Here is a 6,750-nt window from a genome sequence, read left to right as displayed (position 1 = left end):
CCCAGGTATTATCACATACCAGTGGTCAGGAGAAAGTGGTGTTTGGTACCGTGCTGTTTGGGCGCATGGCGGCGGGAGAAGGGGCTGATAATGGGATGGGGCTGTTTATCAATACCCTGCCGTTACGCTTGAATATTGATGATACCCCAGTTAGGGACAGCGTGCGGGCGGCCCATTTACGGCTGGCCGGATTGCTGGCGCATGAACATGCGTCACTGGCGCTGGCCCAGCGGTGCAGCGGGGTTGCTAGTGGTACGCCGCTCTTTAGTGCCCTGCTGAACTATCGGCATAATGATCAACCGGATCCGCTGAATGAAACGATGGCCGGGATTGAATTCCTGGGCGGACAGGAGAGCACTAACTATCCCTTTGGGTTATCGGTGGAGGACGGGGGTTCCACTTTGGGACTGACGGCGAGTGCGGTGCAGCCGTTTGATCCGGACAGAATATGCGGTTATATGCAGCAGGCGCTGGAGAGTCTGGTGGAGGCGCTTGAGCAGGCACCGGAGACGCCGATACGGGCGCTGAATATCCTGCCGGAAACGGAACGCACGCTGTTGCTGGAAACCTGGAATGCCACGGAAACCGTCTATCCTGAGGCGTTATGTATTCATCAGTTGTTTGAGCAACAGGTGGAACGTATTCCACAGGCGACGGCACTGGTGTATCAAGAGCAGATGCTCAGTTATGCCGAATTAAATGCCTGTGCCAACCGTCTGGCTCATCAACTGATTGCGTTGGGTGTCACACCCGACCAGCCGGTGGTGATTTGTGTGGCACGCTCCCCGGCGATGGTGGTGGGATTGCTGGCGGTGCTAAAAGCTGGCGGCGCTTATGTGCCGCTGGACTCAACCTACCCGGGGGAACGTCTGGCGTATATCTTGAATGATACAGCCCCGGCAGTGGTGTTGGCTGATGCGGTTGGACGGGCGGCGCTGGGCGAGGAGGCGCTGGTGGGGCTGACGGTACTTGACCCGAATACGCTGCCCGACCAGCCGGCCAGTAACCCGCAGGTCCCGGCGTTGACGCCCCAGCATTTGGCGTATGTGATTTACACCTCCGGTTCAACCGGGCAGCCGAAAGGGGTGATGGTAGAGCATCAGGCGATGTATCAACGGTATCTGGGCTTTAATGAGACCTATGCCGTCACGGAGCAAGACCGGATGCTGCAATTTGCTTCTTTTTCTTTTGATGTTTCAGTGGAAGAATTTTTCTCGTCATTATGCAATGGAGCGACGTTGGTTATTCGTGATGATAGCTGGCTGACTTCGATGCAGGAATTTATCACCTTAATCCGACAAAACCGTATTACGGTGATATCGCTGCCGACTTTATTCTGGTCTGAATTGGTGGCCAGAGACAAAGCATTACCGCTGCCGAATTGTCTCAAGTTAATCATTATAGGTGGTGAGGCGGTACAGAAGAGAGCTATTCAACTGTGGTTTATACAGGAAACTTATCGCCCACGGCTATTAAATACGTATGGCCCGACTGAAAATACCGTGATTGCGACCTATAAAGAGGTGTTATCCCTAGAAGATGATTGTTCTATTGGCCGGCCGGTTAAAAATACCTGCATCTACCTGCTGGACCAATACGGTCAACCGGTGCCATTAGGCTGCATTGGCGAAATGTATATTGGTGGCGTCGGGGTAGCGCGGGGTTATCTGAACCGGCCGGAATTGAGCGCAGAACGTTTTATACCGGATCCCTTTAGTCCGGTATCTGGTGCGCGGATGTACCGGACTGGGGATTTGGCTCGCTATCTGCCGGACGGCGACCTGGAATTCTTGGGCCGTAACGACCAGCAGGTTAAGATCCGGGGTTTCCGGGTTGAACTGGGGGAAATTGAAACCCGGTTACTGGAATACCCAGCGGTACAAGAGGCGGCGGTACTGGCGCGGGAAGATGGGCAGGATAAACGTCTGGTGGCTTATGTGGTGGTGGAAGCGAATGACGGGTTAGTTGCCTGCTTGCGTGAGCACCTGAGTGCGATTTTACCTGATTATATGATACCGGCGGCCTTTGTGCGCCTGGATACCTTCCCACAGACCCCGAATGGCAAGCTGGATCGCCGGGCATTACCGGTACCAGGCGAGGAAGCCTTTGCCCGTCAGGCCTATGAAGCACCGCAAGGGGAAGCTGAAATTGCGCTGGCGGCGATTTGGTGTGAAGTTCTGGGGATTGAACAGATCAGCCGGCATGACAACTTCTTTGCGTTGGGCGGTCATTCGCTGTTGGCGGTACGGATGATGAACCGGATAGCGGCGCTGGGTGTCGAACTGCCACTGAGCGTATTGTTTGAAATGTCCACGTTAATGGCCTTTGCTGAGGCAATGCGTATCCGGTTTGATGAACAGCGCAAGATATTACCCACCATTCTGCCGATATCCCGCGAAGGGGCGTTGCCGTTGTCATTCGCTCAACAGCGTTTGTGGTTCCTTGCCCAGTTTGAGGGCGTCAGTGATATTTATCATATCTCGATGGTACTGCGCTTGTGTGGTCAGCTGGATATCGTTGCCTGGCAGCAGGCACTCGACACGTTGTTTGCCCGTCATGAAGCGTTACGTTCCGTCTTCGTCTCCGTTGATGGTCAGCCACAAGTGCAACTGCTGGCGGCGGACCGTGGGGTGCCGTTGTCCCAGTATGATCTGCGTGGGGTAGCGGATGCCGAAACTGTGCTTGAACATCTGAGCATCGGGGAAGCCAGTACGTCATTTGATCTCAGTCATGGCCCGCTGATCCGTGCCTCTCTTATCCGGCTCACCGATGACGAATACCAATTCCTGTTTACCCAGCATCACATTGTGTCAGACGGCTGGTCTGTCGGCGTGCTGATAAGTGAATTGAGTACGCTCTATACGGCTTTTCTGGCCGGGCAACGTGATCCCTTGCCACCACTGGCGATTCAATATCCTGATTACGCTGCTTGGCAGCGTCAGTGGCTATCGGCTGAACGGATCCAGACGCAATCGGACTATTGGCGTACCATGCTGGCTGACGCCCCCGTGTTGCTGGATTTGCCAACCGATCGGCCTCGTCCGCCTCAGCAGTCGTTTGCCGGGGGGGTTATGTTCATCGATCTGGATGCGGAATTAACGGCATCTCTTAAGCACCTGAGCGAACAGCAGGGCGTTACGTTATTCATGACCCTGTTATCAGCCTGGGCGATGGTCCTATCACGCCTGTCAGGTCAGGACGATTTGGTTATCGGCACACCGAGTGCGGGCCGCAGTCACCAGGAAGTGGAACCCCTGATCGGTTTCTTTGTCAATACGCTGGCGTTACGTATTGATTTATCGGATGCGCCGAATGTCATTGAATTGCTGGCGCGTGTGCGGCAAACCGCATTGGCGGCACAGGCGCATCAGGACCTGCCGTTTGAACAGGTGGTGGAAATCGTGCAGCCACCGCGCCGATTGGCGCATACCCCGTTGTTCCAGGTGATGTTTGCCTGGCAGAACAATGAGAGCCCGGAATGGGAATTACCGGAGTTGGCTGTTTCGCTTGTTGATTCTGTTCTTGAAACAGACACAGTTAAGTTTGATCTGGAATTGGAACTGTCTGAAGAGAATGGCCGGATTGTGGGGGCTCTGGGTTATGCCACGGCCCTGTTTGATCAACAGACAATCGAGCGCTATGTGGGGTATCTACACACGGTACTGCAAGCGATGGTGGTTCATCCTCAACAGCCCGTTGGGGAAATCGATATTTTGGCTCCGGCAGAGCGCAGGTTATTGCTGGAAACCTGGAACGCTACGGAAACCGCCTATCCTGATCCGTTGTGTATTCATCAGTTATTTGAACAGCAGGTGCAAAGGACACCGAATGCGACAGCAATTGTGTGTGGGGCTGAGACACTGAGCTATGCTGAACTCAACAGACGGGCAAACCGGTTGGCTCATGAGCTTATTGCACAGGGGGTGATACCGGAGCAACGTGTTGCGCTTTGTGTCTCCCGTTCTGCGTCGATGATGATCGGGTTGCTGGCTATATTGAAGGCCGGAGGTGCTTACGTCCCGCTGGATCCGGCGTATTCGGGTGACCGTTTGAGGGGGATTTTAAGTGATGCCACCCCTGCCATGGTAGTGGCAGATGTGATGGGGCGTACGGCCTTGGGTCAGGATACACTGAAAGGGTTGAAGGTATTAGCACCGGATACGGATTGGGAACAACCAGACAGCAACCCGCAAATATTATCACTGCATTCAAGACAGCTGGCTTATGTGATTTATACCTCGGGTACTACCGGCGTGCCTAAAGGCGTGATGGTGGAACATCGTGGCGTAATAAATTTGGCAATCGACCATATTGAGCGCTTGGGTGTTAAACCGGATAGCCGGGTTTTGCAATTTGCTTCCATTAGTTTTGACGCCAGCGTTGCGGATATTGTGATGGCCTGTGGCGCGGGCGCTGCCCTCCATATTCTGTCAGACGATATCCGCTATGACAGGAATGCCTTGTGGCATTATCTGGATGAACAGCGTATTACTCATCTGACGTTGCCGCCGGCTGTCCTTCAAAATGCCCATGAACTCCCCCCGTTACAAACGCATTTAACCTTGATACTTGCAGGGGAGGCGCTGGGTTCTGCGTTATTGCAATCGTTAGCGGGCAGGTATAACACCTTTAATATTTATGGCCCAACCGAAGCCACCGTTGCGGTCATGGCATGGCATTGTCCACCCGGTTATCAGGGGGAGGAGATCCCTATCGGCCGTCCAATAAACAATACACGTATCTACCTGCTTGATGCGCGGGGTCAGCCAGTGCCGCGGGGCGCGGTAGGTGAACTCTATATCGGAGGGGCGGGTATCGCCCGTGGTTATCTGAACAGACCGGATCTGACCGCAGAGCGTTTCCTGGATGATCCATTCTCAGTGATGCCGGGTGCTCGCATGTATCGGACAGGTGACCTTGCCCGTTATCTGCCGGAGGGTAACCTGGTTTATGTGGGGCGCAATGATCAGCAGGTGAAAATCCGGGGATTCCGTATAGAACCCGGCGAGATAGAAGCGCATTTGATGGAATACCCTGCCGTTCGGGAGTCACTGGTGGTCACTGATGGTAAAGGGGAGGATAAACGTCTGGTTGCTTATGTGGTCGCGGATGATGAGGAAGGACTGGCGCAACATTTGCGTTCGCATCTGTCAGCCCGATTACCCGAATATATGATACCGCCAGCATTTGTCCGGCTGGATGCTTTCCCGCTGACCCGGAACGGTAAGTTGGATCGTCGGGCATTACCCGCACCGGACGAAAAAGCGGTTGCCCGTCAGATTTACGCTGCACCACGAGGAGAAACAGAAATCGCATTGGCGGACATCTGGCGTGAATTGCTGGGGATTGAACAGGTCAGCCGGCATGACAACTTCTTCGCCCTGGGCGGCCATTCACTGCTTGCCATTCGAATGGTAAATCTTATCGCCGGTCAGGGTTTGATTTGTACATTGAATGCTTTGTTCCAATTCCCTGTGTTGTCCGAATTGGCGGCAAAAATTACCTCAGATTTGCTGTCTCAGCCGCAGACTAGCGCCATATCGGTGCGACCGGGCGGAACGGAGCTGCCATTGTTCTTTGTGCCCAGTGGAATGGAAGATTATTCCTATGTGTACGGGCTGGCTCAACATATCCGGTCAGACTATCCGGTTTATACGCTGCCCTGGCCGTCCATCAGTGAAGAACCGATGGCGACCATGGAAGAACATGCGGCCAGAATGATCAACTTGATGAAAGCGGTTCAACCGACAGGCCCATATCGGATTGCGGGTTACTCTTCCGGCGGCATATTGGCTTATGCCATTGCCCAGTGGCTTTTACATGCCGGGGAGGAGGTTAACTTCCTGGGATTGATTGATACGCCGGCTCCTCATGATGTCAGCGAGGAGCCTGTGCAACTCAACCATTTGTTCTTTGCCGTGTTAGTAAAGCAGTTTGGGGAGGAACACACAGAAGAGGTTGCGGCATTGTACCGGCGAATTGATGAGCTGAATTTGGTGCAATTTATTGAAGCGGCACAGGAATTGGCGTTATATCCCGCCAGTCTGCGCCCTGATTTAGTCGCAAAACGTTGGGAGCAGGGAGAGCATTATATCCAAATAGTCGAAGAGTATGAGCCGCAGGCATTAGCGATAACGCTGCATCAGTTTTATGCGATGGAACCTTGCCCTCCTAATCCTTTTATTGCGGATGAAGAGCCGAAACCTTTAACCATGGATCCATCGTTAGGTTGGGGGCGGGTAATGCCTGACTCTCTACTTCAGTTGATTGCTGTTCCGGGTAACCATGCGAGTTTGATGGAGAATAAGGAACATAGAACCGCTTTAGCTCAGGCCCTGAATAGGGCATTGGCAATGTATTGTGATGAGGAGGCGTTGTAATACTAATATATTAAGAAATATAGAATAATTTAATGTTAGTGTGATAATCCGGTATATATTGTTTATATCGGATTATTTTTATATAAAAACAAGATAAGGAAATGGGTAATTATTATGTGAATTTATTAGATTAAATCAATCTCTGATAAAGACGTGAAAATAATCGCTGGCCTTAATGGCTTAGGTTATCAGCCACCTCTGTACGCTTTTTAGCTAGCTATTCTTAAACAGAGTTGATTCTTCTCAATATCATAAAAAATACAGTGTTAATCTTCTCTGGTGATTAATACCAGGCCTATCAACCGGGCAAGGTAACTAGGTTGAATAAAGCTTTAGTGATTTAGCTAATATAAAACCGGTTTCCAGTGAG

At 52.3% G+C, this 6,750-nt stretch carries 1 protein-coding gene; it reads left to right on the top strand.

What is annotated here, in order from left to right; translation table 11 throughout:
• A partial coding sequence (locus C5471_RS22340; protein WP_166296463.1) for a non-ribosomal peptide synthetase occupies positions 1-6,380 on the top strand: 6,380 nt, incomplete at its 5' end.
• Between the last annotated feature and the right edge of the window lie 370 nt (positions 6,381-6,750).

The sequence above is a fragment of the Photorhabdus tasmaniensis genome, from assembly GCF_011189505.1.
Classification (GTDB): Bacteria; Pseudomonadota; Gammaproteobacteria; order Enterobacterales; family Enterobacteriaceae; genus Photorhabdus; species Photorhabdus tasmaniensis.
Note: the sequence above shows the minus strand (reverse complement) of the source record. Positions and strands in the feature narration are given on the sequence as shown.